The following is a 24269-nucleotide window of genomic DNA, read 5'->3' on the forward strand; positions in this document are numbered from 1 at the left end:
CGAGTGGAAGCGATCTGTGCGTGAATGGCACCGCGTTAAAAGCCAACTCGCCATTATGTTCGAAGAACGCTTTCCCATGGCGTAACTAAAGGCGCCAGGGCACAAAATTACGCACACTCCCAGTCGTAGATGTAATGGATGGTCTTGGTCCCTACATCCTCGAGCACATCAAGTAGGCTGGTCTTGCTGGCGGGCATCGGGCCATCGTAAAAACCATCTGGATCTGGCACGCCCCAGCCGCTGCCGCCGGCCCTGAACTCATACAGGTGACTGTCGGTCCATCCCATGGCAGCCTGGATCGCATCATGCAGGCGGTTCAGCTTGATCTTAAGGGGCACATCAAAGCGTCGAAGCACCTGAGGCTCGACATCGGACAATGTGACCTTGATGCGCGCGACCAGCGTCATGCAGCAATCCTCTTCAATTCCATGGCAGCCTTCCAATTCCAGGGCAGCAGCTCTGGCAAGCGTGACACAGGCATTTCGGGCAGCCGTGCCAATACGTCTGCCATCCATGCCTGCGGGTCAATGTCGTTCATTTTTGCCGTGACGATGAGGGTATACATGAAGGCTGCCCTGTCGCCACCGCGTTCAGACCCGGCAAAAAGCCATGACTTTCTGCCCAATGCGATCCCTCTAAGCGCCCGTTCGGCGGCATTGTTCGTGAGGCAGAGGCGCCCGTCATCAAGGAATGCGGTGAAGGCCTCCCAGCGACCTGTGCCCTCGAGCATGTAGTTGATCGCCTTGGCAACAGGGTTGTGCTTTGACATCCGAGCCCGCTCGGCCAGCATCCAATCATGCAGATCATTGACCATCGGCGCTACCCACTGCTGGCGAGCTTCATGACGCGCTACATCTGACAGGCCGGTGATGTCACGCTCGGCCGCAAAGATCGCATCGATCCGTGTCACAGCGTCCAGTGCGATTGGCGAGATTTCTTTTGCTACCTTTTTACCCTTGCGGGCTATGGCCTTGATGTCGGCCAGTTCAAAGAACTTGCGTCTTGCGTGGCTCCAACACAGCGCACTACGGACCGGGCCCGGGCTACGATCTGTAAGATACAGATCATTGTAGCCGCCATACACGTCCGACTGAAGAACACCGTGCCACTCGGCCAGATGCCCTGTCGGGTGTTCTTTCCGGCGATCTGTTGAGAAGTGAAAGAGTGCGGCAGGTGGCGCACCCCCATCCCACGGTCGATCATCGCGCACATAGGTCCACAGTCGCGCCGTCTTTGTGCCACCACGCGCCTTTGCCTGCTCTTCGATTTGACGAGAGACGTAGAGTTCGACGATGGTCTCTGCGATCAGCGCGGCTTTGCGGGCATCTTCACTTTCGACCGTGACATGAAGCACCCGGCTTTGCGGAATGTTTCGGAGGGTGACTGCTTTGAGTAATTTCGAGATCACCGCACCCTGTACCCGCTGCGCTTCTTCCCGTCGAAAGCGCGCGCTGAATTCCACGACTGAGGTAAGATTAAGCCGTTCGACCACCTGCGCCAGCAGCACCCGGCCCCGCAACACTTCGACTTCGGAATTCAATTCCGCCCTGTCGCCGGACAACCGCCCCGCACCTTTCGGAAAGTCGATGATCTGCTCTTGCTCGGGCAACAACCGAAGTACCGCGGTCGCATGATAAAGGCGCGTGGCTAGGATATAAGCGTAGAAAGCGCCGATCAGCAGCGCGGTAAGTCTCCCGCGGCAACCAGCCCTTTCCCCCGCCAGATGATCGCGAATAGCCCCTTGGAATCGAGTGGGACCGCTTCGTCGGAAGCCGTGGGGACCGAGACCAGATGAATCCTATCTCAAATTGCGCGCGACATGTGCATAGAGCGAAAATTTCATCCATTTGCATGCAAAACAGCCCGTAGGATTACCGCCCGGACCAGGCCGCGACTGTCGCCAAGATTTTGAAAAGAATGACAATATCTCCCCGCCAAGTCATCTTCTTGGCATAGGCCGCAGCCAAAGCAACGCGCTTGTCATAAACCACCTTGCTGCGGCCAGAGACTCGCCGTTTCCCCGTGATGCCGGGCCGAAGGCTTTTGTAGATGCCAGCGCTCAGCCTGTAGCGTCGCAGCTCCTCAGGCTCTACGGGGCGAGGGCCGACAAAACTCATTTCTCCGCGCAGCACATTCAGGATGTGAGGCAGCTCATCCAAACTGCTCCACCGCAGAAAGCGGCCCAGTTTGATGATCTGGGGATCATGATCGAGCTTATGTTTCAATGCCCATTCCTTGGCAGCGGCGGGGGTTTTGGCGAGATACTGGGCAAGGTGCTCTTGGGCGTCGGCCGCCCTGGTACAGATCTTGCAGCAGCGAAACGCCCCCCCCTTTTCCCACCCGCCGATGCCCAAAGAACGGCGCACCATCATCGAGCGCGACCACCCCCGCGAGGGCAAAGATCACCGGCAGGAGAACAGGCAACAAAACCATAGCAAGCGCGATGTCGAAGGCCCGCTTGCCCCATCGCGCATAAGGGGTTGCAGACCGGCCCGGTGGGAAAGACCGCGCCCCGGCTATGGATGACCTGGTGTTTCATAGCGGCTGCATCCCAACCCTCGCCAAAGCGGAGACGGTTGCTGCAAGAAGCGCTGCCGAGAAAGTGGGCTACAACCAGCCAAACGGCACCTTCGTGCAAAAAAATTGGCTAAAATATTACGGAGGCAGGTTAAGGAAGTCTTAAACGCCGAAGGGCGCCTCATCCGCGAAAGCATCCGGGATCAGATCTTCCCAGAAAGCCCGCATCTCCGACGCGCAGAGCGCCGCCTTCCAACCGAGCCGAGAGAACTCTGATTTCAGAAGCTCATCGCTCAGCCAAGCCAAGAACAGTTTTCGGTCCGCATCGCGCTGTGTGGGAGAGCGGGATTCGACGATTTTCTGCACCCGCGCCATGATCGCCGCCCGCGCTTTGCGTTCTTCTTCAACCACTTGCGCGCGTTCTTCTTCCGCAGCATCGGTCTGCGCCGTTTGCGCTTTACGCACCACCGCCGCGGCTTTGGCCTTGGGCGAAGGGGCTGCGGGTTTCTTTGACTTATAGTCGTTCTGAAGCGCCGCCCTTAGATATCCCACCGGGCTGTCGACGCCCCCCCTACCCTTTATATAGGTAATCTTTTCCGAAACATAGTCCTCACCATGTTCGGAAATCCATTGTCGCGCCAACCGGTCTGAGACGCCCAAATGCATGAGCGCGGTATAGACGCCCCCCTGCCGCAGCCCTTCCCCATCGTCAATGTCGAGCATGGCAAGCTGCGGGTTCTCTTTAATGAGAAACCGAATCTCACTGACCTGCCGCCCCATCTTGTGCAACTCGGGCGTGATCAGGATGTTCGAGGTTTTGTTCACCTCCGCCACGGCTGGCTTGATGATCTTGGCATTCAGGTGCTTAAAACTTTCGTAATAAGCACTCCCATCGACCCCCATAAGCCGGCGAAACAGATCAATCGGCCACCACCCCGTCGATCCGGTGCGCAGAAACCGATAGCAGTTTTCATAGAGCGCCAGCGCATGGCCGGAGGTGAACCGCCGCTGGATATTCAGATTAATGAGCGCAAAGACCTTCGGATCATGTAGTTTTTCCGCCAAAGCTGGGGAATAGGCATACTCACAGACCCCCGCCGACAGTTTCGCATAGGACAAAAGCGCCGAGACGCCCCATTCTTGCCGCCCGTTGGCGTCCAACATATCCCATTCCGCCGTGGTCTCGGCCAAACTGCGGAGGGACTGTTTCAACGTGTCCATGTCGTTAGAGTTATAGCCCACCATCATGCACAGGGTCCGCGCATCAATCTGATGTTTGTTACGCGTCACAAGCGTGTCATAGGCATTGAGCAGAAGAACGTTGCTTAGCTTCCGCTGTAGTAGCGTCAGCTTACCCGAAACGTGGATCGCCGCCACGTTCTTCTTCACCGATTGGCGACGGAGTGCGCCGGTCAATTTGTCATGGGGGATGCTGCTCATCTCGGCCTCTGCTCTGCCGCCACCGCCCCGACGCTTCGCGCTCTTGGGTGACCTCACCCCATTATTGCGCAAAAGGTTCCCAACCTCAATCAATCAAGGGGGACCCGTTTACAGGGCAGAGCCATCCCGGAAACGGGTCCCTTACAGGATATTTGTCTTACTCGCGTGCGCCGACCGAAGAAAACGCGGGCTTGGAAGCCCGAAAAACGTTCCAAAACGGCCCTCCCGACGATCGGTTCCGCTCCCCCCGCGAATCGGAACCCGTTCTACCGCTTACAGATACTGGCGAACCTGTAAGCAGGTACCCATAGACCTGCAGAGTGGTACCTATCTCATCATAGTGCGTTGATAAGAAAGAAGTACCTAGGCCTAAAGATTCTAAATCTAATAAACATTAGCAAACTATGTGAGCCTCTCTTAGTGTGGATTCCGATTTCAAGAGGCTGGTTTCGCATGCGAAACCAGCAAGACGCTCCCAACATGTACAGCACGCCTTATTGGTTCCCATTTCCAAAAGGATGTGCGACAATATGGGTGATAACATCGAATAATGATGATCTGACCGAGGCATTGCAACATGGACAAGAAGTCGGGCACCCCCCTGCCCCCCTATTTCAATCTCGACCCTGAAACCGCAGCAGCGAAACTTAGCGATCCGGTAGACACTGCCCGATTCGCCAAAGCCGCTGCTTTCGCTGGGCGCGGAAGGGCAGATCTCGCTAAACGTGGTTATGCCCCAGATGGCCAGAAGAAGCTCCGAAAATTTTCGACATGGGAGATTTGCCGCTACCTCATCCCTGTAGCCCCCGCCCACCTGCGTAGGGTGCTGAACAAACACCCTGAGCTTCCACAAGGCGAGGGAGCCGGTAACGCAAAACGGTTCAGCCTCGAGGAAATCCTAACGCTGCGAAATCACTTCGCTGAAGAAGGTGTCAGCACCAAGGAATACCGCCCCTATCGTCCCAGAGGGCTGCCCGCTAAAGTGGTTGCCGTTGCGAATTTTAAAGGCGGTGTTGGCAAGACCTCAACGGCGGCGCATTTGGCCATGTCTGCGGCTTTGGACGGCTACAAAGTGCTTGTCGTCGACCTCGACTCTCAAGGCTCGATGACCTCCATCATGGGCGGTCAGGTTCAGGATGAATGGCAGACCATCTTCCCTCTCCTCGCCCGCGATTACGCGATGCACGTGCAGGCCGAAAACCGCGTTCGTGCCGCGGCTGCGGAACCCGAAATTCCGATGGACGAAACCTTGAGCGAGGCATTGACGATCTCGCTTGAAGATGTCGTTCAAAAAACCCACTGGCCCAACATCGATCTCATTGGAGCCCAGCTCAATCTATATTGGGCGGAATTTCAAATCCCTGTTTGGCGGATGGCATTGCGGCATTGGGCCCTTTGGGATGCGCTGTCCTCTGCGCTTAATTCGGGAGGGGCGATGGATGCATATGACATCATCCTGCTCGATACGCCCCCTGCGCTCGGCTATCTGACGATCAATGCTTTGGCTGTGGCAGATATTATCATGGTTCCCTTGGGCGCCTCGTTCTTGGAGTTCGATTCCACCGGTCGTTTCTTTGACATGCTCTATTCCACCTTCGCCTCGATTGAGGAAGGTGAGAACGCAGCACGGCGACGTGAGGGCTTACCGGAAATGAAGTTTGAATGGGACGTCGTGCGCGCGATCATCACGCGCTTTGACGCCAGCCAGCAAACTGATCTGGCAAACGTGATCCAAGCATATTTTGGTGACATGACAAACACTTACCGGCAGGAGTTCACGGCAATGGTCGGGCAGGCCGGAGAAAGTGTGAACGGGATTTACGAGGCCGATTACCGGGATTTTAACCGTGAGACCTATACCCGCGGTCGGGAAACCTTTGACCGAACCTATGCCGAGTTCAAAGAGATTTTGCTGGGCGCATGGTGGCGCGATGATCAGGAGCGGAAGGAGGCCGAGAATGGCGAAACGCAGACAGCTTGAAGTCCCCTCGGCGGAGGCACTCAAAGAGATCGAAGAGGGTTTCGCGCGCGAAACCTCCCGAATTGGTACTCGTGCGCCGATCGCCGATGTCGCAGCGGATGCGGCCCGGCATAAAGACCCCCTGCCCCAACATCTGCGTGAAGAAAATGCGCGGGACAAAGCAGACGCAAAGGCGCTTCGACTGGCGCGGGAAAAGGGCCTTGTTCTAACTGAAGTGCCGCTGCATGAGATCACCGCCGATGCGCTAAGCCGTGATCGTTTGAAGATGGACGAAGAAGACCTTGCCGAACTCCGACGGTCAATCGCTGACCATGGGCTTCGCTTGCCGATCGAGGTTTTTGAGCCGGCCAATCCTGACGCCGCGGGGAAATATGCTCTGATTTCAGGCTTCAGGCGCCTTGCCGCCATGCGCGAATTGAATGCGCTTTCGGGGGGTGAGCGGCATCAGACGATCCCGGCTTTCGTGCGCAAACCGGATACGCTCGCCGATGCGATCGTTGCGATGATCGAGGAGAACGAGGTCAGGACTGGGCTCAGCCAGTATGAGCGCGGGCGGGCAGCCGCGATCACAGTGCATGATGGGGTTTTTGCCACTGTTGATGAGGCCGTCGCGATGCTGTTCTCGTCGGCCAGTAAGGCTAAGCGGTCGAAGATTCGATCCTTTGCTTTGGTTCATGAGGAGCTTGGTGACATGCTCCGTTTCGGACCCGAACTGAGCGAACGCCAGTGTCTTCGTATTGCGACTGGCCTACGCGCGGGGCAAAGCGAGGCGATGCGGGAGGCACTGGAGTCCCATGCCGTGGCTACTGCGGAGGATGAATGGGGGGTCTTGGAGCCTTTGATCGAAGCAGTCGAGGGTGTCGGCACCGATCCCAAACGCGGGGGGCGGCCTCGAAAAAACGCGGAACGGTCTAGGCAGATAAGCTTAGCCAATGATCTCACGATGGAGCGTGTGCGCACCGAAGACGGTTATGCCATTTGCATTCGTGGCGCGCACGTGAGCGAGGAAATGATTGAGCTGGTCATGGACCGGATCAAATATTTTCTTGAAGAAGCTTGATGCGTCGAGGGAGGTTTCGCGCGCGAAACCTCCCTCGACGCCTACCTCAGATCAGCTGGGTTTCGCACGCGAAACCTCACCCAACCCGAAACGGACCCTCCTTTAGGGTGTTGTTAATTCGTACCTGAGAAGCTGAATTTCTTAGTTCTAAAACGAGGCCGCAACGCCCATTCTCGATACCCTCTAAGAGCACCACAACGGATTAACCGGCCCTATCTGCGGCAGGTTCGACATGACGCCAAGTGACACGGCAGACCTTTATTGGATGACCCGCGGGGAGATGGTCGCTTCTGCTGCCGATCTGGCGGTGGTGCTGAAAAGCGGGGACGCGGTCATCTTGCCCGCCCTTTCTCCTGGCTTGAGGTATCCAATCCGCATAGCTGGGTGTTGGCGACGAGAACCAGGGCTACAAGCGTCAAGGGGCTGATCTAATGCTGGGGGTCAAAATGCACCCATCCGCGGAATACCGTCACTGGGTACCTATCGCTTTTCCGGCGGGGTTCCGTTGGGATCGGGTGCGCTTTGATGTTGGTATCGAACAGTTTGACGGGGCCCATCCGCGGCGGTTGAACTACGCGATCTGGTCGGCGCGGAGATCTGGACTGGCGCAGCGATCCATGTCGATGGCGTGGCCGGTGATGACATGATTTCGCTGATGCAGAAGAGCATTCTAAGCGGCCTTCACCTCCCGCAACGCCACGGGCGAAGCTTATTGCGTTCTGGTTAAGCCGTTCAACTACGGAGGCGACTTTCCCCCCTCACGTTAATGACATGCCGAACCAGCCTGTCGCGGTGATCAGTTGGGCAGGGCAGCTGCGCTATCGCGCGGTGTTGTCAATCATAGGCGTGACGCGTGGCGCATGGCCGCTTAGGCAAGTGAGCGATTGCGGCTCCCTTTAGTCCCCCGTTGCCAGAAGTACAGCGAAGGCGGAGTGGCATCTCTGGACGTCTCTCTGCGGAGCATAGTCGAGAAGGGCAGAGTGTCAAAGACCGGCAGCCTTGGTCAGGTTCACGCGGAACCTGTCTCGGCGGCGCTGGTAACGACGGGTCATTTCGGCGCTTGTATGGCCGAGCTGCTTCTGGACATAGCGTTCATCAACTTCTGCCGAACTGCCGAGACCGGCGCGCAAGCTATGGCCAGAGAAGAGGGCGAGGCGGTCTTTCTCGGGCAGCTCGGATCGAATGCCCGCCTCCAAGACGGTGCGCTTGATCAAGCGCGCGACATGCTTGTCGTTGAGACGCGCTTCCAGCGCTTTCTTACCGTCGCGTGAGGTGCGCACGAACACAGGCCCGAAGTCGATCCTGGCGAAGTGCAACCATTGCTCCAGCGCATGCACCGGGCAGGTTTGCTCCTTGGAGCCGCGGCCGATCTCGACCTCACGCCAGCCAGTCTTGGCATTGAGGGTGAGCAGGGCACCCTTCTCGAAGATCTCGATCCAGCCACCCGAGTCCGGCGTGTCGTCCTTGTGAACGTCGAGGCTGACGATTTCGGAGCGTCGAAGGCCCCCGGCATAGCCCAGCAGCAGCATCGCCCGATCTCTGAGCCCGCGCAGCTCAAAGGGCAGGGTGGCGACCATCGCGAGGATGCCCTCGGCCAGGATCGCTTCCTTCTGCACCGGCGGACGCGCATGCCGGCGCTTGATCCCCGCTAGCACCGTGGCGATGTGACGGTTCTTGCGATCGAAGGTGAACCCGCGTTGCGCATAGTTCCAGACAAGCCCGGACAGGCGGCGGTCGATGGTCGAGACCGATAGGGCAGGGGAGGGTCCCGATCCGGACGCCAGATCTGCGAGATAAAGCCCCATCATCTCAGGCGACGGGGGCAGAGGCTCCGTGCCCTTCATCCGGCACCAGCGGGTGAAATGCGCCCAGTCCTTTGCATAGGCCTTCAGCGTATTGTCGGAGGCCGCGGCGCGCGCGTAGTCGCGAGCGGTGTCGACCAAGCGACCGAGATTGCCGGAACCGGCGACATGTGCGGGAAGCGAGATGCTGTCGCTTTTGTCTTGATCGCTGTCGCCGTTCTGAGCGTCATTCAACTTATCGGAGGGCGCTGATCTCGATTTTTCGATCTCTGAGGGCATTTTGTCGGTCTGCCGGAATTTCTGAGACTGCGTTCCATTTGTTTTCAATAGCTTGCCTGTGTCGCATTTCTGAAACCGATTCAGGGTATGTGAGACTGGACGCCGATTTGAGTCACCATTGGTGGGACTATCCGGCATCCATGCACTGAGTAAGTTATGTCCGATAATTTTCCAGTTGACAAGGATTGGGAAGAGGCCGAGTACCGCGCCCGAGTGATCGAGGAACTGCCGGCCCAGCTCACTCTGAGCAATGTCGACTGGGCCATGCGTCAGTTGAATGTCAGCCGATCCACGCTCTTTCGTATGGTGAAGCAGTTCCGCGAAGACGGGCGGATCAGTGCACTGCTACGGGATACCCGAGGGCCCAAACCGGGCATGCAGCCCCTGGACCCGGCGGTGGAAGCGATCGTGACCCACCATTTCAAAGGCTTCTATGCCACCCGCCGCAAACCGACCAAGACCCGGTTCTGGCGCGAGGTTGCAGCCGACTGCCGAGCGCAGGGGTTGGCCCCTCCTTCGATCCGGCGTTTGGGTCGCTGGCTGGAGGGGCACGATCAGGCAAAGCTGATGGCCCGGCGTGAAGGCAAGGACAAGGCCGAGCGACGCCATCTGGCCACGCCGGGAGGCCTTACTGCAGACAGCCCTCTCGATATCGTCCAGATCGACCACACCAAGGCCGACGTGACAGTGGTCGACCCGGTGACGCGTCGCCCGCTCGGTCGTCCGACGCTGACTGTGGCAATCGATGTGAACACCCGCATGGTTTTGGGGTTTCATCTGTCGCTGGAGCCGCCATCGCTGCTGGCCGCCGCAATGTGTCTGACCCATGCGGTGATGGAGAAATCGCACTGGCTGGCAGCGCGTGGGATCAACACAGACTGGCCAACGCGGGGCATCCCGAACGCGATTTACGTGGACAATGGCGCGGAGTTCCATGCCCGGGCTTTTCAGCTTGCCTGTTCCGAATACCAGATCGACCTGCAGTACCGTCCGCCCGGCACGCCGCGCTATGGCGGCCATATAGAGCGCCTGATCGGCACGATGATGGGCGCGATTCACCTGCTGCCGGGCTCGCATTTCTCGAATATTTTCGAGCGCGGTGATCTCGACGCGGAAGCCGAGGCGGTGATGACGCTCAGAGAGCTGGAAACCTGGCTCGCTCTCGAGATCACTGGCTCCTACCATGCGCGGGTCCACAGCGCGCTGGAAACGACACCTGCAGCGGCTTGGGCGGCGCGGACGAACGAGGTCCGGATCCAAATCCCGGCCGATCTCAGGCAGTTCCTGGTCGATTTCCTGCCCTCCGAGCAGCGAGTTTTGCAGCGCGACGGCCTGCACCTCTTCCACATCCGCTACTGGGCGGACGAGTTGCGCTGGCTGATGGGCCGGGAAAGCCGCAAGTTCACGCTCAAATACGATCCGCGCGATCTTTCGCGCATCTTCGTGCTGACAGAGAACGGGATCATCGAAGCCCGACCGGCGGATCTGACACGGCCTGCGATCACGCTCTGGGAGCACCGCGCGGCGCGACGCGCTTTGCGCGAGGCCGGGCGCCGGTCGGTAGATGAGGAGCTGATTTTCAGGACGATCGAGGTGCAGCGCGACCTCGTCGACAGCGCCGAGCGGCAGACTAAGGCCATACGGCGCCACCAGGCGCGGCGGGCGCATCTGGCCCCTTTGCCGATGATCGATGTGACACCGGATGCCGCCGCGCGAGATGCCCTGCCTGCGCCGGAAGGGAAGGGGAGCCCGTTCCTCAGCCACCCCGGCTTCAAGGTCGAGGAGTGGTACGACGATGACTGAGTTCCCGCATCTCTATCCGGGAGCGTGCAAGATCGCCGCGCTCAGCGCCGAAGAGCGCATTCACCGGATTCGCGCCGACCGCTGGATTTCCTATCCCAGGGCCGAGGCTGCCTTGGAGAAGCTGGAAACGCTGATGTCGTTTCCCGAGCGCGCCCGCATGCCGAACCTGCTCATTGTCGGCGACAGCGGCATGGGCAAGACGATGATCATCGAGAAGTTCACCCGCGATCACGCATCGAGCTTCGACGAGACCAGCGGACGGCTGCATATGCCGGTCGTCGCCGTGCAGATGGTGTCTGGGCCAGATGAATCGCGCTTCTACCGCCGGATCCTGGCGGCGATTGGTGCCCCGGAGCCGCCGCGGGCGACACTGTCTGTACTTGAAAGTCTGGCCTTGCGACTGCTCGCCGAATTGCGCCCAGGAATGCTGGTCATCGACGAGATCCACAGCCTGCAGGCGGGGACGATCCGCGAACAGGCGCGATTCCTGAACATGCTGCGCTTTCTGGGCAACGAGCTGCGCATCCCGCTGGTCTGTGTCGGTACAGCGCAGGCTCGCAACGCGCTGCGCACCGATGATCAGCTGGTGCGTCGCTTCGAGGCCTTTGCCCTGCCGCCATGGCGGGAGGGCGAGGATCTGAACGGGCTGATGAGCACGCTCACGCGCACGCTGCCGCTTCGACGCGAAAGCCAGATCGACGAGAAGGCGCTGACGCGGATGATCAAGGTGACCGGCGGCATCACCTCGGGCATCTTTTCGATCTTGTCGCAGCTGGCGATCGCCGCCATCGAAAGCGGCGAGGAACGTATCCTCTCGCGTGACATTCTCGGCGGCGACCGGCTGCAGGCGGTCCTGGGAGAGCCGGTGTGACGGCGCGCGGGCGCCTGCCGGTTGTCTACCTCCCCGAGGCGGACGAACGGCTGTCTTCCTGGGCCGCGCGCATGGCCCCGTTCTACGCCATGACGGTTTCGGAATTCGTCGCCGCACTTGGTCTAAAGGGGCACGACGTGTTCGACCTGGAATGGCGTCTTTCGGAAGGGCAGGGGGCCCTGATTGCGGCCCGCACCGGTCTCGCGCTCGAGGCGGTGCAGGCCATGACTTTCCTGGAGTTGGGGGCTGCGGCGCGCATGATGATCGCGCGGAAGAACCGGTATTACTGCCCGCACTGTCCCGAAGAACCGCAACGCAAACCCACAGCGCTGCCGTGGCGATTCCGCTGCCCGGTGCATGGCGTGGAATTTCGGGACGCCACCGGCGAGACCCTGTCCGACCGCTTCGGTACAGATTGCTTCAAGAAACTTGAAGGGCATGCCGAGGCCGGTGCCGCGCATCTCGATGCCTGGGCGCGCGGCGCGGAGCAGGGTGATCTCGAAGCGCCCGACGTGCTCCAGGTTCTGACGGCACGGCATCGCCGCGCCTCGCCGCCGAACGTCGGCGAGCAGCCACGAATGTCTCTGGAAGACCGGCGGGACTATCATGATTTTCTGACCACGCCGATCCTCCGACAGGCGCTGACGGTCGTTGTCCCCGAATACGATCAGGTGGCGCCAGTGCTTGCCAAGCCGGTGCGGCCCGGTCTTCACGCTCTGGCGCAGGGCTCGCTCTTGCAATGTTTCGCGCTGACGGTCGGCGTCGGGCGGATCATTGAGGATCCGGTCAAATGGGCGATCTCAGTCATGCTCGAGAGTGATGCGGAGGGGCAGGGAAGGGTCCGGCAGGCGATTAGCCCATGGCCTCTCTCGTTGAGGCGAAGCATCTCGGCCCGGTTCTGGCGCGCTGAGCGCGACGAGAGGGCACGCCAGTCTGCCGAAAAAGCCGCGCGACAGCGCCAGTCTCACAAATACCGACTCATCCAGTCTCATAAATACCGGTACAGAATCTCATGAACCCCGACTCGTTTTTCAGGGAAGTGCTTGAATCTCATCAATTCCGGTCATCCGACAGAATCCGATGCTGAAGTTGAACTGTTTGGCAACATATCTACATATGTCTGATAATGTAAACTTATTGGACATAGTGGAGCGCCGCAGAGTGGGGCGGGTTATAGTTTATTTTCTGGCGAAAAGCGCCGCGCAAGTGTAGTCTTTGGGCATGACATTTGCCCGGCCGGATCACACCAGAGACCTCGACACCTTACCCCGGATGCCCGTCTGGGTCACCTCTGCACGCGCTGAAACCCTTGAAGATGTTGCGTTTTTGTCGGGCGCGGCGCTGAACCACCTGCATCTTGTTTTGGGATGCGAGGACGTGCCTCACGCCTTGACGCGGGACCGCTTGGCGCTGCGTGCGGCAGAGGCTTGTGTCGCGTTTTCCGGGCGTCCCGAGCGGACGGCAGAGCTGCGCGACGTGGTGCATCTACTGCGTCCGGGCGACCTGCCCGGACCGGCAGGCGAAACCTGTCTGGAATGGCGGCGGGCTGCGGAGCGGCCCCTCTCGGTCAAGGCGCTGGCCCGCGCGCTGCGGGGCGCCGCGCCGGGCCAGATCGCCACATGGCTCGACGCGGGACGCGGACCGCCGGTGACCCGCGCGGCGATGGTGCTGGAGGCGGTGCTGTCCGATGCTCCGCGCGCGACGACGCCGGCGCTGGTGCTGGCCGATGCCGCGCTCGCGCAGTCCCTTGGCTGGCCTCATCTGGTCCCGCTGCTGGCCGCAGGCGTGAAGCGTGCCGATGGGATTGCCAACTTATTTTCACCTGATTGAGAGGAGTGAGATCCTTGCCGGTCAAGCGGTCATTTCGGCAGCATAGTCTTCCCAGAGGCCGAAAGCGTCGGTCCTGGCGTGGCGGTATGAGATTGCGGAGAGTTGATAACGGCGGGGTCGAAAGACGGTGTTGATTTGATCATGGGCAGCCAAAAATCTCTGTGCCTGCCGGGGCGATTTGAACCGGCCCATGAGCTTCTCTCGCTTCCGGGTTGGTCGGTGCGAGCCCTCGATCCTGTTATTGATCCCTTTGTGGGCGCGGTGGTCGGCGTCCGGCGCCAGCTGACGGATCGGTTTGATATAGCTGCGCAACTTGTCCGTGATGATAACGCGGGGTTGGCCAAAACGGGCGATCAGTCGCCGCAAGAAGCGCCTGGCCGCTTTGGCGTTTCGCCTTGGCTGCACCAGAATATCGAGCACATCCCCGCTCCCATCCACAGCCCGCCACAACCATATCTTTGCGCCATTGATTGGCACGACAACTTCATCGAGGTGCCACTTATCTGTTGCAGCGTGCCGGTCGCGCTTGATGCAATCTGCGAAATGGCGGCCAAACCGGTTCACCCATTTACGAACGGTCTCCCGGCTGACGATTATGCCTCGCTCGGCGAGCAGATCCTCTACATCAGCCGTGCTCACCGCGAACCGGTGGTAGACCCACACGGCGTAAGCGACGACTTCGCGGGGGAACCTGAAACCTTTCAGGCGGGGCATCTCAGCTGGTATCCTCATGACGGCCGCCTAAACTCCACCGCAGGCGACGGCAAGTTGGCAATGCCATCCAACACCCTAAATTGCACTAACAGACATCTCTCAAATGCAAACCGTTCGCATATCATTTATTTAATGACGTGTCCGCAAATCGTGTTGGAACTGCTTACCCTACAAAAGCCATTTCGTAGGATAGCTTTTTAGCCTATCTTACCCTACAAATAAAACTTAGTAGGGTAAGGCCAATAGTCATGATCAGACATCACAGCCACATCGGCACTGCCGCCTGGACCGACCTCCTGCGCATGTTGCAGGATGCTCAGATCTCCGAACTCCGAGGTTCGCCGAAGCTGAAGACGATAGGGAAGAAGAGATACTGGTATGATCAATATCGGATCGGGACCGAGGTCGTAAATCGCTACATCGGCGAAGACAGCAAGAATCTCCGTGATCGGCTCGCTCGCCTGAAAGAGCTGGCCCTGAAGCGGAAGGAGAACGAGCGAGAGCGATCCCGACTCATGCGGGTGCTTCGGGCAGAAGGATACTTGATGGCCGACGCGCAGACCGGACAAGTGGTCTCGGCAATGGAACGCGCGGGTGTCTTCCGCCTCGGTGGAACGCTGGTCGGGACGCAGGCCTTCCGGCTCTACGAAGGTGAGCTCGGGTTCCGAATTGGATTCGGCAGCTCAGCCGCTACAGACGATATCGACATAGCGAGTTTCGAACGGCTATCGATCGCCCTCGAGGATACCGTAGAAGAGCCGCTGTCGAAGGTCTTCTCTCAGTTGAAGTTTGCCCCCGTCCCCTCGCTCGAGAAGAACAAGATCTGGCGGTGGCAGCAGACGGATCGAAACACGCTGGTCGAATTCCTCACGCCGTCCTTCGAGGAAAACGAAGGTATTCGAGACCTCCCTGCTCTCGGCGTCAGCGCACAGAGCCTGCACCATCTCAATTTTCTGATATCCGACCCGATCCAGGTGCCGCTCCTCTACCGCTCTGGGGCGCTCGTGCAGATCCCGCGGCCGGAGCGCTTCGCCATTCACAAGCTGATCGTCGCCGATCGACGCAGGAGCGATCCGAGCAGATTGAAGGCCCGGAAAGATCGAGCGCAGGCCGGTCTGCTCATCGAAGTCCTGAGCGAGGAAAGGCCTGGCGAACTTGCGGAGGCATACGAGGATGCGATCGGCCGCGGACCAGCCTGGCACAAAAGAATATCGGCTTCGCTGGACCTGATGCCGCAGGCTCGCAAGCGGATCGACGGCACCACCTGACGAAGTGATTGGGCGACCAACACGGTTTGCGGACATCCCCTTATTTAAACAGCTTCCGTGTTTTTGTGGCTAAACCCGTACCCATTGCTACCTTTCGGGAAGACCGTCCGCTGCATTATTAAAGACATCGTTACTCCAAGCTGAGGAGGCAGCGATGATCCGACATAACCCGTTCAAGGGAAACAGGTTTCTGCGCGAGGTCTTCCTGCTGGCGGTGCGCTGGTAGTGGCGTTATCCACTGTCGTACCGGGGCGTACAAGACATGCTTGCCGAGCGAAGTACACAGTTGACGCCTTGGCCGTTCGCCGGCCGGCCCTGGCTTGCGGTTAATCCTCGGCGATTTAGTTGCGAGATGGGAGTGTTTCAAACGTTCTTCTGCAACATGATATCGCGCAGCGGTACGGTCTGATGCTCGATCATCCTATGTACCTCCGGTCGTCCCTCCCCCCGATGCAAACGCCTGATCCGGTCGGATAATTCCGCGTCCGACTGGGTGCGGCGTTCATTGTGCCGCACATATTCGCCCCACGTCGGCACGTGGTAGCTTTCGCTCCAATGTTCTGGGCGGTGCAAGTCGCGCAGCAGCGCCCATTGCTGGGCGCCGTCGCGGATCCGCACCCGCCGCCGCAGCGCCATTGCCGCAAGGAAATCTGCCACGTCTTCCTGCGCAATTTCGTAATCTACCATGACCATCACCGGGCCGCTGCGATAGCTGAGGTCAAACCGCGTGTCGGGTTCCTTAAAGCGTCCCAAGGGGTCGAGATTCAAGCCGCTGAATTCCGGCAGCGGCAGGACGCGTCCGACAAGCGCCCCGATCACCAGCATGACTGACGCACAGAGCAAAGCCGTCTCTGGCCCGCCCCGATCCGCGATCATCCCCCAGATCAGACTGCCTGCTGCCATGCCCCCGAACGTACCAGTTTGATACAGCGCGATCACCCGCCCCACGACCCAACGGGGAGTGGACAGCTGAATTGTCACATTGAACATCGAAAGGGACAGCACCCAACAGGCCCCGGCCAGCATCAGCGCGATGCCGGACAAAATGGGCTGAGTGCTAAACGCTAATCCGGCGCAACTAAACGCAAACCCGGTGAAACCGCCTCGGGCGATCATCTCATTAGCAAAGCGCGCTCTGAGACGCGCATTCAACAGCGCGCCCATGACTGCGCCCATTCCAAAACAGCCCAGCATCACGCCATAGACAAATGCCGAGCCTTGCAGGATTTCTCGAACGATCACCGGCAGCAGAGCCAGTAACGCGATGGCCGAGAGCCCAAACCAGAACCCGCGCAAGATCACTCGCATCAGATTGGGTGACATCGCTACATAGCGCAGCCCGGCGGAAAAGGCGTTTCCCATCGGCTCGCGCGGCAGCCGCATGTCCCGCACTGGGGCTTTCCAACGCAAAAGGGCGAGAATAATCGCAACATAGCTGAGTGCATTGACCGCAAAGGCCGCCGCCGCCCCCGCGAGCGCCACAATCGCCCCTCCCGCCGCAGGGCCGATGCTGCGCATCAGATTGAACCCCATGGAATTGAGCGATACCGCCGAAGGCAATTCTTCGCGGGTAACAATGTCGCCCATTGTGGCCTGCCAAGACGGGTTGTGCAGCGCGGTGCCGCAGCCGATCGAGAAGGTGAACGCCAGCAACAGCCAAGGCGTCAGCCAACCTTCGAACGCCATGAACGTCAGCAAGATTGACACGCAGAACATGAAGCTCTGCGCAATCAGCATCACCCGGCGGCGGTCAAAGTTATCAGCAAAAACGCCCGCAAGGAGCGAAAAGATCATGATCGGCAGCGCTACAGAGCCTTGCACCAAGGCCACCATGTTCTGCGAGTCTGACAGCGAGGTCATTAGCCAAGCCGCGCCAACCGCTTGGACCAATCCGCCGAAGTTCGACGCCAGTGCCGCTATCCAGAGTGAGCGGAACGTCTGGTTGCGGAACAGAATCAGGGGCGAGATATGATCTGGCACAGGTTGGGCCTCTGGTGATGGTCCGTCTGGATATGACGCTCGATGTCCTGCTGTCGAGCACAAAGCGGCGGTTCACAGCAGGTTAGCGGCTGGCCTTTTCCCGTTGCTAACGGTGCCGCGGGAAACCCTGATCGCCGTCAGCGGGCCTGCCTCAGGCGGCGGGGCGTTTGACCAGCGGCGGTGTCAGATCCTCGGGGATCTGGCAGACGTAGGGCTCGATCTCCATACGGCGGCGGAGATCCTGTTTTGCCCGGGCCAACAGATCCTTATCGGCCAGCAGCATGCGCGCCGTGGCGCCCATGATCTTGGCTGCGTGTTGCAACAGCTTCATCTGCTCAAAAAAACTGACTGTGCTGCGGATAGTCTTTGTTGCCACATGGGCATACCGGGCAGTAGTCGTCAGCTTGGAGTGGCCAAGCAACACCTGGATCACCCGCACGTCCGTGTTGGCGTCCAGTAGGTGTGTGGCGAAGCTGTGCCACAAGGTGTGCAGCTCGGCGGCCTTCTGGATACCCGCCATGTGCTTAGCCAAGGTGAATGCACGGTTCAGTTGTCGGGATGACAGCGGGCTGATCTTTCGCTTGCCGGGGAACAACCACCCCTCGGGGCGGGACTCGCGCCAATAGTCGCGCAACAGGGAGTGTCATGAACTTTGTGTATCTGGCCTGGCCCATGCGGGTTTTAGATACAATCACGCATTGAAGCGATCCTCAAACATTATGGCGAAATGATTGCGAGCCGCAAACCATTCTCGAACATTCCGGCCGCCTTTCTCAAAGTTTCGGATCGCCAAGTAGGTCAGCTTCGTTGCGGCGTCTTCGGTCGGGAACGATCCCCGCGTCTTGATCGATTTGCGGATTACACGGTTCAAGCTTTCAATTGCGTTGGTAACCGGTATGAAGATTTTGGTGCGAATGTTCGGCCCCGATTTTCGGATCAGGGTGTATGGTGTGACCATCCGGGACAGAGGCACCGGGAGCACGAATGTGCGGGCAGGCCGTTCCTATAGCATGAGCCGAGAGCTCGAGTTAGTAGCTGGCCGCCTCTGCGACTCGCCCGGTTGCGCCGAGAGCGCGAATCCGTAGTTGTCGTGTCGCCCGCCGCTCCCGCTTTTTTGGCACTGGCAATGGAGGCGCACATGCGACGCGTAATTGGAATCGACATCCACCGCACCTTTGGGGAGGTCGTGATCGAGGCGACCGGGAACTGCATGGCGGTGTCGCGCGTGCTGACGCCCCATGTGAAGCGGGTGGTGATCGCCAACCCGCTTCAGGTGAAAGCCATCGCCCACGCGCACGTGAAAACCGATAAGGTAGACGCTTGTCAACGGCGGAGTAAAATTCGGCCATTGTGGCGGAGCAAAAGTCGGCCAGTTTGGGGCGAGCGCCTTGGAGCGTGCGGTCCTCATATAGCAAGCCCGGTCCAAGGCGCATTGGCCGTCAGGCCAATTCTGTGAGGTTCATTAGTTAGCGGCGGCGAGGCGGGCGCGGCTTTGATTGAGGCGGTAGCTTTCGCCGTTCATCTCGAGGATGTTGACGTGGTGTGTCAGCCGGTCCAGCAGCGCGCCGGTCAGGCGTTCGGTGCCGAAGGTTTCGGTCCACTCCTCGAAGGGCAGGTTGCTTGTGATCAGGGTCCACCCTCGCTCGTAGCGCTGTGAGATCAGCTCGAACAGAAGCTCGGCGCCGGTTTTGCTCAAGGGGACGAATCCCAGCTCGTCGATGATCAGCAGTTTGACCTTGGCGAGTTTGCGCTGGAGTTGCAGGAGGTGTTTTTCGTCGCGGGCCTCCATCATCTCGTGCACGAGGGCTGCGGCGGTAACGAAGGCGACAGGCAATCCTTTCTGGCAGGCAGCCAGTCCCAGCCCGAGGGCGACATGGGTCTTGCCGGTGCCGGAGGGACCGAGCGCGATCACATTCTCCTTGCGTTCGATCCATTCGCAGCGCGCCAGCTCCAGCACCATCATCTTGTTGAGCGACGGGATCGCCTTGCCTACGACACCCGCCGTTGCCACAGTGCTATCATCGCACGCGGTGGCACGGCGATCATCTCGATCCGCAAGAATGGCCGACCGTGGAGGGATGATTGCCCAGCCGCTCGGGCCCGCAACGAAACCTTGCGCGCCACACGGCACTACGGCCGGGCGTTCTGGAAGCGGTGGACCGGATACCACGCCCGCAGCCGCGCTGAGGCCAAGATGCGCTGCCTCAAGGCCTTCGGCGAGCGGATCGCCGCAAGAGACCCAGACCGCCAAACCGCCGAAATCCACATCCGCGTCGCAGTCATCAACCGCTTCAATGCCCTCGGCACCGCCGAGATCGTCCGCGTGGCCTGAACCGGAAGGGGAAAGGGGAAGTCATGCCTCAAGCCGCCTTTCTGCAACAATGCCCGTCGCTACCGTGGCCGAGTATTGCTCCGCCGTTCACAATCTGCATCGCCAATTCGAAAGCTCGCGCGAATACTGTCGCCATGTCGTTGGGGCCGTGCTCGATCAGATGTTCCATGAAGGCCTCAACCGTTGTATCCTGTTTCTCGTCCATTTGTCCGTCTCCATGATAAGTTTGCACTTCCATGAAATACCAAAATGGGCAGCTTCTGCCGGGGCGCGCCCCGGCAGAAGCTCAGGGCAACAGCGTCAAATGAATTTCCAGACCTGAAGTTACACCACCGTTCGGGTCGGGTAGCATTTCTTTGAAAGATCAATGAAATTATGCTTAAACCCAACCATGCGACAAATCGAAAATGGTCAGAGAGCGACCTGTCGAGGGTTTGCGTGCCACCTGCCAGGAACGTGTAGACAAACGGGAGAACACTAAAATGAAAAATCTGAAGCTCTGGCTTTCAGCCGCAGCGATCGCGACCACCGCGCCCAATATCGCGGCCGCCGAATGCGGAGAGGTCAGCATCACCGAGATGACGTTTTCTTCTGCAATTATCACAACAGAGATTGCAACATTCCTGATGGAGCAGGGCTATGGTTGCACCGTCACCCGGGTACCTTCTGATACAATTCCCGCCCTTACATCACTTGCTGAAAACAATGAACCGGATATTGTCACCGAACTTTGGGTCAACTCTGCAGGCAGCGCTTACGAAAAGCTCAAGCAGGATGACGTGATCCAAGACATGACACAGGTGCTGCAGCCAGGCGGCCTCGAGGCTTGGTGGATCCCCAGCTATCTTGCAGAAGAGCATCCAGAACTCAAAACGATCCAAGGCATCTTGGATAATCCTGATCTTGTAGGGAACCGCTTCAACAACTGTCCTACAGGGGGGTGGGTCTGTAGCACGATTAACCGCAATATTGCGCGCGCATATGGCTTTGAAGAAGCCGGCATTGAAGTGTTTGATCACGGGGGCGGAGAAACTTTTGCCGCCTCCCTTGCCTCAGCATATGAGGCCAAAGAGCCATGGTTTGGGTATTATTGGGAGCCTACGGCGCTCATGGGGCGGTTTGACATGACCATGGTTGATATCGGGGGTGTAGACCTCGATGCACACAAGGCCAACTTGAACGCTGATGTCGTCGACCCCAAGCCAAGCGCCTATCCTCCCAGTTTGGTGTACACTGTTGCGACTACGGACTTTATCGATGAGTACCCGGAAGTCGCTAAGTTGATGAGCAATATTAGCTTTGAGACTTCCGACATGAGCGCGCTGTTGGCCTGGAAGGACGAGAACAACGCGTCTACGGAAGAAGCCGCTGTGCATTTTTTATTGAATAATAAGGATGTTTGGCGTGACTGGCTCAACGAGGACGCGCGCCAGAAGCTATCTGCTGTCTTGGAGGATAATTGAGGGTCAGCTACTAGCGACAGGTCAAAAAAATAAGCGGTGGCCGATATGGGCCACCGCTTTTCCTTCCTTAGAAGGTACAACTGGTATTCAAGAACCCTGTCTTACCGCCACTACCTCAATCTCTACCAGCCATGCGGGGTTTGCTAAGCCTGCAACCTCAAAGACCGACCGAGTTGGAAGCTCAGGCTGTTCTTCGGTACCAAAGTATTGAGTGTAACCCTCCATAAATCCTTGGAAATCCATCCCGTCGCTACCCTCGGGGGCAACAAGATAAGCCTGCATTTTGATGACATCCCCCATATCAAGATTGAGCCCGGCAAGCTTTTTCTCAATCGAAGCGAGTTCGTTCCTTGTGGCGCAAGACATAGAACGGGCGCTGCGCTAGCTTGAAATTCACCGAAACCAGCCGGCTTGTATTGACCGCCGGGGCGACCATGAGCTAACCGGGTTCCAGAGCCCGCCACTCACTTTCCGCTCTTATTTTATCCGTCTCATAGGCGCCAGATCAGCCCGGCGTCTATGAGACGGATAAAACCTTCCAAGGCTCTATCGGCCACTTATTAAATGTGAAGGATAGAATTTTGGGGCCGCAAAATTACGGCCCCAAAGAACGCTCGATCAATCATTGCCCCCAGTTGTATGCTATTTCGACAAGGATTCGTCGTCCTGGACCGTAGTTTCTACTCCGAAAATCTGTAATCATTTCGTCGCCGCGTGTATCAAAATGATTTTCATGTCTTGCTCCCAGAAGGGCTGTGGATTTGAGATCAGCAAGGTAAGCTGTTAGCTCTTGCGCCGAATAGTGTTGTGAAGCGTCAAGATGGGCGCGGATTTTGCGGCTTAGAACCTCCTCGAGAGCATCTGTCTGACCGGTGGTGATTGCCTCAAGAGCCACCATTTCCGGAACGTCTAGACGGCAAGCTATCTTAAGGAAAATATCCTGGAATCCAACTCCAGGCTTGACCCAGATTGAGTGGTGGTCGATTCCGTCGGTGGCTTTCTCAAAGCTTTCCGATACCATACCGAATAGCTCGAAGGTCGGATTAGCGTCGGGGTCGTCATACCCGTAATCGAACTCCTGGAAGCAGTGGTCTTCGACCACCTCAAACAGCGCTTCTGCCGTATAGTTTGGCGGGAGTGAGAAGTCGGCTTCGTCGAATAGAAGTCCCTTAATGCGTAGGTCGTTTCCCATATCGTTCTCCTTCATAATAATAATAGTTTGGAATTATCCAACGCGATTAGCAGTAAATTTGTTCAATAATTTTATGTGGATAACTTATATTTTCCGATATAGAGGATACTCGGATGCGAAATACCATGATCTCGGTGCCTCTTCAGAACTGAAAGGATAGCTTCGAATGTTGTCTTCGCGTTTTGCCGATTTAGTAGAAGAAATGGTACTCTTTTCTCGCTATTCCTGTGCGGTCACGAATCCTTTCTGATAGGGTCTGTTGGGGCCCTCGCGCGCTGATCTTATGCTTTGGCGGACGGGAGCTTTATGGTCTAATCGAAGCTCCTCTTTGGCCTTATGGAGAGGAAAAGTACATGTAAGTAGTTTTAAATACGTGGAATTTTAGGATAATTTTGCGGTGAGGGGCTGCACTTTGACTAGCTAGGATACCTCAGGAAGTTCGTAGAAGTTCTGGCCGATATCCCCTGTTGATAAAGAGTTTATAGTCTTTTTCAGCTACATAGAACTGTTGTCTTGACCGGTTCTTGACCCGTTTTTACTCTATACTCAGGTGGTGCAGGAGAGAGTATTCTGGCGGTCGTTGGCATATGTTGCTGGCTGCTTGACCATCTGGACCGGACACCTTTGGTGCAGTTCAATCGGTTTCATGCATCCTCAATACGGTCTCGTTAGGCGCGCTCGACGCCTGAGCTACGTGATTGAGTTTGAGTGTTTCGGATCGATGGTTTGTGTCTCATATTGGCGCGAATGTATGCGAGAGCGAGAGGACTAACCCTCGCATATTGATACTGCACGTGAGGCTTCGTGCTTTAGCTTGGTGCGCCTATGATCTGGTCGCCGAGGGCGGTGAACGGCAGTTCTGGTGTTCCAGTAATCAAGGTGCACAGCATTTCGGCACCTGCGAGGAAGGCTTCTTGCTTTGTCTTGTAGGGATGCGCATCGCGGGTCCCTATTGCATCTGGTTGTCCAGTTGGAACGTTTTGGAAATAGATATCTGCGACCCACCCGCCGTTCATCTTCTGAAGCCGGAAGTCAGCGAGGTTTTGAGCATTCATGTGCGGGGGAAGGAACGGCTGGGGGATATTATAGATGCCTCGGTTCGCCGTTTTGAGGGCGTTTAAGATATAGTCGAGCATGATGCGTTCGCCGGTGGCATTGAGGTCCAGCGTGTTGAGCGAAGAGGTAGCAGCCATGGGGTATCTCCTTTTGGGCTTGCGGTTCGGGATGTACAGCGAAAGCGCTGTATTGAAAATTTGGGATCGCTTTCTTTGGGGCGGAAACGCGCGCGGTAATCTTTTTCGGCGCGCTGAATATGGCTTTTGGGGTGGCTTAGTCTTTCGGTCTCCTTTGTAGGCGGGGGCAGGGCGGTGCCTTGCAGGGCTTAGAAGGAATATCGGAACGTTTTTCGGGGGACGGTTGTCGAACAGTGCATTTTGGGCAAATTAATTTGGCCGGCGCGCAGACCCACGCCCCTGCACGTTGAAAATACTGAAATATTTTAAATGGTTGATGTCGTTTGGGGGCTGATCGCCCTGCGCGTCTTTTTGTGGACGCGCAGGTCGTTCAGCCTCTCCTACATCGAGAAGGAGGCGGGCTGCGTGCCACTCACCCTTCTTAGAAAGAGCTTCATATGACCAATAAGACAAATATTCCCGGCCCTCAGATTTCCGCGCTACTGCTGTTTCGCCGCTTAGCCCCTACATGTGCTGAGGAGTTGTCGAAGCAGATGCACCGCGC

Annotated in this window: 17 protein-coding genes and 7 pseudogenes; 10 read left to right on the forward strand and 14 right to left on the reverse strand. The window is 58.0% G+C overall.

The features are described 5' to 3' along the window. Positions 1-107: 107 nt before the first annotated feature. The 4 genes and pseudogenes from ACGYLX_RS18515 to ACGYLX_RS18530 all read right to left on the reverse strand — a co-directional run bounded on the left by ACGYLX_RS18515 (position 108) and on the right by ACGYLX_RS18530 (position 3957). Positions 108-407, reverse strand: coding sequence for a plasmid pRiA4b ORF-3 family protein (locus ACGYLX_RS18515; protein WP_394451162.1), 300 nt, complete (start codon positions 405-407; stop codon positions 108-110). Then, positions 404-1249 (reverse strand): annotated as a pseudogene (tnpC, locus tag ACGYLX_RS18520) (IS66 family transposase); the annotation flags it as partial. The pseudogene tnpC and the gene ACGYLX_RS18515, both read right to left, overlap by 4 nt. A 622-nt stretch (positions 1250-1871) precedes the next feature. Continuing rightward, positions 1872-2433: pseudogene (locus ACGYLX_RS18525) on the reverse strand (sugar transferase). A gap of 246 nt (positions 2434-2679) precedes the next feature. After that, the gene (locus ACGYLX_RS18530) at positions 2680-3957 is read right to left on the reverse strand and encodes a replication initiation protein (RefSeq protein WP_394451163.1); all 1278 of its coding nucleotides are present in this window, start codon (positions 3955-3957) and stop codon (positions 2680-2682) included. A gap of 577 nt (positions 3958-4534) precedes the next feature. On the opposite strand from ACGYLX_RS18530, the gene ACGYLX_RS18535 reads away from it, so the two are divergent. Together ACGYLX_RS18535 and ACGYLX_RS18540 are read left to right on the forward strand one after the other, a co-directional pair. Further along, a complete protein-coding gene (locus ACGYLX_RS18535; protein WP_394451165.1) occupies positions 4535-5938 on the forward strand; it encodes an AAA family ATPase in 1404 nt (467 codons plus the stop codon). Then, entirely contained in the window at positions 5916-6998 is a 1083-nt protein-coding gene (locus tag ACGYLX_RS18540) for a ParB/RepB/Spo0J family partition protein (RefSeq protein WP_394451167.1), read from the forward strand. The genes ACGYLX_RS18535 and ACGYLX_RS18540 overlap by 23 nt, the downstream gene beginning before the upstream one ends. A 983-nt stretch (positions 6999-7981) precedes the next feature. Here ACGYLX_RS18540 and ACGYLX_RS18545 read toward each other — a convergent pair. Beyond that, positions 7982-9079, reverse strand: a complete 1098-nt coding sequence (locus tag ACGYLX_RS18545) for a tyrosine-type recombinase/integrase (RefSeq protein WP_394451169.1) — start codon at positions 9077-9079, stop codon at positions 7982-7984. A gap of 156 nt (positions 9080-9235) precedes the next feature. Between ACGYLX_RS18545 and ACGYLX_RS18550 the strand changes: the two genes are divergently transcribed. The 4 genes and pseudogenes from ACGYLX_RS18550 to ACGYLX_RS18565 form a co-directional block, all read left to right on the forward strand. Then, positions 9236-10882, forward strand: a complete 1647-nt coding sequence (locus ACGYLX_RS18550; protein ID WP_394451171.1) for a Mu transposase C-terminal domain-containing protein — start codon at positions 9236-9238, stop codon at positions 10880-10882. Continuing rightward, positions 10875-11753, forward strand: a complete 879-nt coding sequence (locus ACGYLX_RS18555; RefSeq protein ID WP_394451172.1) for a TniB family NTP-binding protein — start codon at positions 10875-10877, stop codon at positions 11751-11753. The genes ACGYLX_RS18550 and ACGYLX_RS18555 overlap by 8 nt, the downstream gene beginning before the upstream one ends. Continuing rightward, a complete protein-coding gene (locus ACGYLX_RS18560; protein ID WP_394451174.1) occupies positions 11750-12769 on the forward strand; it encodes a TniQ family protein in 1020 nt (339 codons plus the stop codon). The genes ACGYLX_RS18555 and ACGYLX_RS18560 overlap by 4 nt, the downstream gene beginning before the upstream one ends. 205 nt (positions 12770-12974) lie before the next feature. Continuing rightward, a pseudogene (locus ACGYLX_RS18565) lies at positions 12975-13553 on the forward strand (DUF1403 family protein); the annotation flags it as partial. 51 nt (positions 13554-13604) lie between these two features. Here the strand turns inward: ACGYLX_RS18565 and ACGYLX_RS18570 are convergent. Continuing rightward, positions 13605-14315: an IS6 family transposase gene (locus tag ACGYLX_RS18570; protein ID WP_394451176.1), complete on the reverse strand. Its 711-nt coding sequence runs from the start codon at positions 14313-14315 to the stop codon at positions 13605-13607. A gap of 230 nt (positions 14316-14545) precedes the next feature. Here ACGYLX_RS18570 and ACGYLX_RS18575 point away from each other — a divergent pair, with 230 nt between their 5' ends. Further along, positions 14546-15565: a GSU2403 family nucleotidyltransferase fold protein gene (locus tag ACGYLX_RS18575; RefSeq protein ID WP_394451178.1), complete on the forward strand. Its 1020-nt coding sequence runs from the start codon at positions 14546-14548 to the stop codon at positions 15563-15565. A 363-nt stretch (positions 15566-15928) separates the two neighbouring features. On the opposite strand, the gene ACGYLX_RS18580 is transcribed toward ACGYLX_RS18575, so the two are convergent. The 3 genes and pseudogenes from ACGYLX_RS18580 to ACGYLX_RS18590 form a co-directional block, all read right to left on the reverse strand. Then, a complete protein-coding gene (locus ACGYLX_RS18580) occupies positions 15929-17545 on the reverse strand; it encodes an MFS transporter (RefSeq protein ID WP_394451180.1) in 1617 nt (538 codons plus the stop codon). A 316-nt stretch (positions 17546-17861) separates the two neighbouring features. Beyond that, positions 17862-18182 (reverse strand): annotated as a pseudogene (locus tag ACGYLX_RS18585) (tyrosine-type recombinase/integrase); the annotation flags it as partial. 54 nt (positions 18183-18236) lie between these two features. Further along, positions 18237-18503: a transposase gene (locus tag ACGYLX_RS18590; RefSeq protein ID WP_394451182.1), complete on the reverse strand. Its 267-nt coding sequence runs from the start codon at positions 18501-18503 to the stop codon at positions 18237-18239. Between the two features lie 222 nt (positions 18504-18725). Here ACGYLX_RS18590 and ACGYLX_RS18595 point away from each other — a divergent pair. Further along, a pseudogene (locus ACGYLX_RS18595) lies at positions 18726-18866 on the forward strand (IS110 family transposase); the annotation flags it as partial. 141 nt (positions 18867-19007) lie between these two features. On the opposite strand, the pseudogene istB reads toward ACGYLX_RS18595, so the two are convergent. After that, positions 19008-19526: pseudogene (istB, locus tag ACGYLX_RS18600) on the reverse strand (IS21-like element helper ATPase IstB); the annotation flags it as partial. A 6-nt stretch (positions 19527-19532) separates the two neighbouring features. On the opposite strand from istB, the pseudogene ACGYLX_RS18605 reads away from it, so the two are divergent. Next, a pseudogene (locus ACGYLX_RS18605) lies at positions 19533-19877 on the forward strand (transposase); the annotation flags it as partial. Positions 19878-19905: 28 nt separating this feature from the next. Here the strand turns inward: ACGYLX_RS18605 and ACGYLX_RS18610 are convergent. After that, a complete protein-coding gene (locus ACGYLX_RS18610) occupies positions 19906-20082 on the reverse strand; it encodes a hypothetical protein (RefSeq protein ID WP_394451184.1) in 177 nt (58 codons plus the stop codon). 277 nt (positions 20083-20359) lie between these two features. Between ACGYLX_RS18610 and ACGYLX_RS18615 the strand changes: the two genes are divergently transcribed. Further along, on the forward strand, positions 20360-21340 hold the full coding sequence (locus ACGYLX_RS18615; protein ID WP_394451186.1) for a glycine betaine ABC transporter substrate-binding protein: 981 nt from the start codon (positions 20360-20362) through the stop codon (positions 21338-21340). 87 nt (positions 21341-21427) lie between these two features. Here ACGYLX_RS18615 and ACGYLX_RS18620 read toward each other — a convergent pair whose 3' ends face one another. The 3 genes from ACGYLX_RS18620 to ACGYLX_RS18630 all read right to left on the reverse strand — a co-directional run bounded on the left by ACGYLX_RS18620 (position 21428) and on the right by ACGYLX_RS18630 (position 23725). Further along, positions 21428-21706 carry a Rid family hydrolase gene (locus ACGYLX_RS18620; RefSeq protein WP_394451188.1) on the reverse strand — a complete coding sequence of 93 codons (279 nt, stop codon included), beginning with the start codon at positions 21704-21706 and terminating at the stop codon, positions 21428-21430. 256 nt (positions 21707-21962) lie between these two features. Beyond that, on the reverse strand, positions 21963-22532 hold the full coding sequence (locus tag ACGYLX_RS18625) for a hypothetical protein (protein WP_394451190.1): 570 nt from the start codon (positions 22530-22532) through the stop codon (positions 21963-21965). Positions 22533-23341: 809 nt separating this feature from the next. After that, positions 23342-23725, reverse strand: a complete 384-nt coding sequence (locus ACGYLX_RS18630; RefSeq protein WP_394451192.1) for a hypothetical protein — start codon at positions 23723-23725, stop codon at positions 23342-23344. Between the last annotated feature and the right edge of the window lie 544 nt (positions 23726-24269).

The sequence above is a fragment of the Sulfitobacter sp. 1A13496 genome (assembly GCF_043557225.1).
GTDB lineage: Bacteria > Pseudomonadota > Alphaproteobacteria > Rhodobacterales > Rhodobacteraceae > Sulfitobacter > Sulfitobacter faviae.

What these genes read in the sequence shown, in the direction of transcription:
- ACGYLX_RS18620 (WP_394451188.1), bottom strand. Translation starts at nt 21,706, where the DNA reads ATGTCTTGCGCCACAAGGAACGAACTCGCTTCGATTGAGAAAAAGCTT.
- ACGYLX_RS18625 (WP_394451190.1), bottom strand. Translation starts at nt 22,532, where the DNA reads ATGGGAAACGACCTACGCATTAAGGGACTTCTATTCGACGAAGCCGAC.
- ACGYLX_RS18535 (WP_394451165.1), top strand. Translation starts at nt 4,535, where the DNA reads ATGGACAAGAAGTCGGGCACCCCCCTGCCCCCCTATTTCAATCTCGAC.
- ACGYLX_RS18615 (WP_394451186.1), top strand. Translation starts at nt 20,360, where the DNA reads ATGAAAAATCTGAAGCTCTGGCTTTCAGCCGCAGCGATCGCGACCACC.
- ACGYLX_RS18550 (WP_394451171.1), top strand. Translation starts at nt 9,236, where the DNA reads ATGTCCGATAATTTTCCAGTTGACAAGGATTGGGAAGAGGCCGAGTAC.
- ACGYLX_RS18555 (WP_394451172.1), top strand. Translation starts at nt 10,875, where the DNA reads ATGACTGAGTTCCCGCATCTCTATCCGGGAGCGTGCAAGATCGCCGCG.
- ACGYLX_RS18570 (WP_394451176.1), bottom strand. Translation starts at nt 14,315, where the DNA reads ATGAGGATACCAGCTGAGATGCCCCGCCTGAAAGGTTTCAGGTTCCCC.
- ACGYLX_RS18630 (WP_394451192.1), bottom strand. Translation starts at nt 23,725, where the DNA reads ATGGCTGCTACCTCTTCGCTCAACACGCTGGACCTCAATGCCACCGGC.
- ACGYLX_RS18540 (WP_394451167.1), top strand. Translation starts at nt 5,916, where the DNA reads ATGGCGAAACGCAGACAGCTTGAAGTCCCCTCGGCGGAGGCACTCAAA.
- ACGYLX_RS18515 (WP_394451162.1), bottom strand. Translation starts at nt 407, where the DNA reads ATGACGCTGGTCGCGCGCATCAAGGTCACATTGTCCGATGTCGAGCCT.
- ACGYLX_RS18610 (WP_394451184.1), bottom strand. Translation starts at nt 20,082, where the DNA reads ATGGACGAGAAACAGGATACAACGGTTGAGGCCTTCATGGAACATCTG.
- ACGYLX_RS18530 (WP_394451163.1), bottom strand. Translation starts at nt 3,957, where the DNA reads ATGAGCAGCATCCCCCATGACAAATTGACCGGCGCACTCCGTCGCCAA.
- ACGYLX_RS18545 (WP_394451169.1), bottom strand. Translation starts at nt 9,079, where the DNA reads ATGCCCTCAGAGATCGAAAAATCGAGATCAGCGCCCTCCGATAAGTTG.
- ACGYLX_RS18575 (WP_394451178.1), top strand. Translation starts at nt 14,546, where the DNA reads ATGATCAGACATCACAGCCACATCGGCACTGCCGCCTGGACCGACCTC.
- ACGYLX_RS18590 (WP_394451182.1), bottom strand. Translation starts at nt 18,503, where the DNA reads ATGGTCACACCATACACCCTGATCCGAAAATCGGGGCCGAACATTCGC.